The organism is Streptomyces glaucescens (assembly GCF_002154375.1).
GTDB lineage: Bacteria > Actinomycetota > Actinomycetes > Streptomycetales > Streptomycetaceae > Streptomyces > Streptomyces glaucescens.
The window spans coordinates 1-1,421 of record NZ_MUND01001102.1 but is presented as its reverse complement, the minus strand read 5'-3'; the positions used below and the strand labels follow the sequence as shown (position 1 = coordinate 1,421).

The 1,421-nt window shown below is 70.8% G+C and carries 1 protein-coding gene; it reads left to right on the top strand.

Features of this window, described 5'->3' with window-relative positions:
* Window positions 1–117: 117 nt before the first annotated feature.
* Complete coding sequence (locus CCN42_RS40880) at window positions 118–1,413, top strand: alginate lyase family protein (protein ID WP_086742084.1); 1,296 nt, start codon at window positions 118–120, stop codon at window positions 1,411–1,413.
* Window positions 1,414–1,421: the final 8 nt, after the last annotated feature.

Below are 1,421 nucleotides of genomic sequence, written 5' to 3'. Positions count from 1 at the left end.
GTCTAGACCTTGACGTGCCCATGTCGCGTCGCTAGCTTCCGGAATCAGCAGCCATTCACAGACCCAAGCGCCGCTCACGTATGCGAACGCGCGGTGCCGGCAGAAAGGCCACCCCCCATGCGCATCAGAGCCCTCAAGCCCGCCGTCCTCGCCGCGGCCGCCGCACTCCTGGCGGGCGTCCTCGCGACACCGGCCGCGGCCGGCCTGCCCGCTCCCGGTGCCGCCGCAGAGGCCGCGCTCGCGGCCCCGGAGAGGACCGAGCCCGCCCGGGGGAGGACCGAGCCCGCCCGGGAGGCGGCCGAGCCCGCCATCCCCGCATCGCAGGCCGCCCCCGCCGTCTTCACCCACCCCGGCGTGGGCGTGAGCCGTGCCCAACTCGACACCCTGCGCACCCGCGTCAGCGCGGGCGCCGCCCCGCAGGCCGCCGCCTTCGGCCAGATGACGAACTCGCGGTACGCCTCCCTCTCGTACACGCCGCACCCGCGCGCCGTCGTCGAATGCGGCTCGTACTCCAACCCCGACAACGGCTGCACGGACGAGCGTGAAGACGCCATCGCCGCATACACCCACGCCCTGGCCTGGTACGTCACCGGCAACGCCGCGCACGCCGCCAAGGCGATCCAGATCATGGACGCCTGGTCGGCCACCGTCCGCGACCACACCAACAGCAACGCCCCGCTGCAGACCGCCTGGGCCGCCTCCTCCTGGCCCAAGGCCGCCGAGATCATCAAGCACACCTACGGCAACTGGCCGAACGCCGGCCGCTTCGCCACCATGCTCCGCACCGTGTACTACCCGGAGATCCAGAACGGCTCGAACTCCAACGGCAACTGGGAGTTGAGCATGATCCAGGCAATCATCGGCATCGGGGTCTTCCTCGACGACAAGGCCGTCTACGACCGTGCCGTGGCGCTCTTCCGCAACCGCGTGCCCGCCTACGTCTACCTCACCTCCGACGGCGCCCTGCCCCGCACCAAGCCGGGCGACGGACGTGACACCCGGGACGAGATCATCGGCTACTGGCACCACCAGACCACGTTCGTGAACGGGCTCTCCCAGGAGACCTGCCGCGACTTCACGCACACCGGCTACGGCATCGCGGCCATGGCCCAGGTCGCCGAGACCTCGCGGATCCAGGGACAGGACCTCTACCCGGAGTTCGGCGAGCGGATCCGGCACGCTCTCGGCTTCCACGCCACGTACGAACTGAACGACCCGCCGTCCTGGCTGTGCGGCGGCACCGTCGAGCGCGGCCTCGGCCCGGTCACCGAGGTCGGCTACAACGCCCTGCACAACCGCCTCGGCAACGCCATGACCAACACCCGGGCGTACACCCTGGCCCGGCGTCCGATGGGGACGAACAACCTCTTCGTCGCCTGGGAGACGCTGACCCACGGCGACAACGTGGCCTGACGGAACGT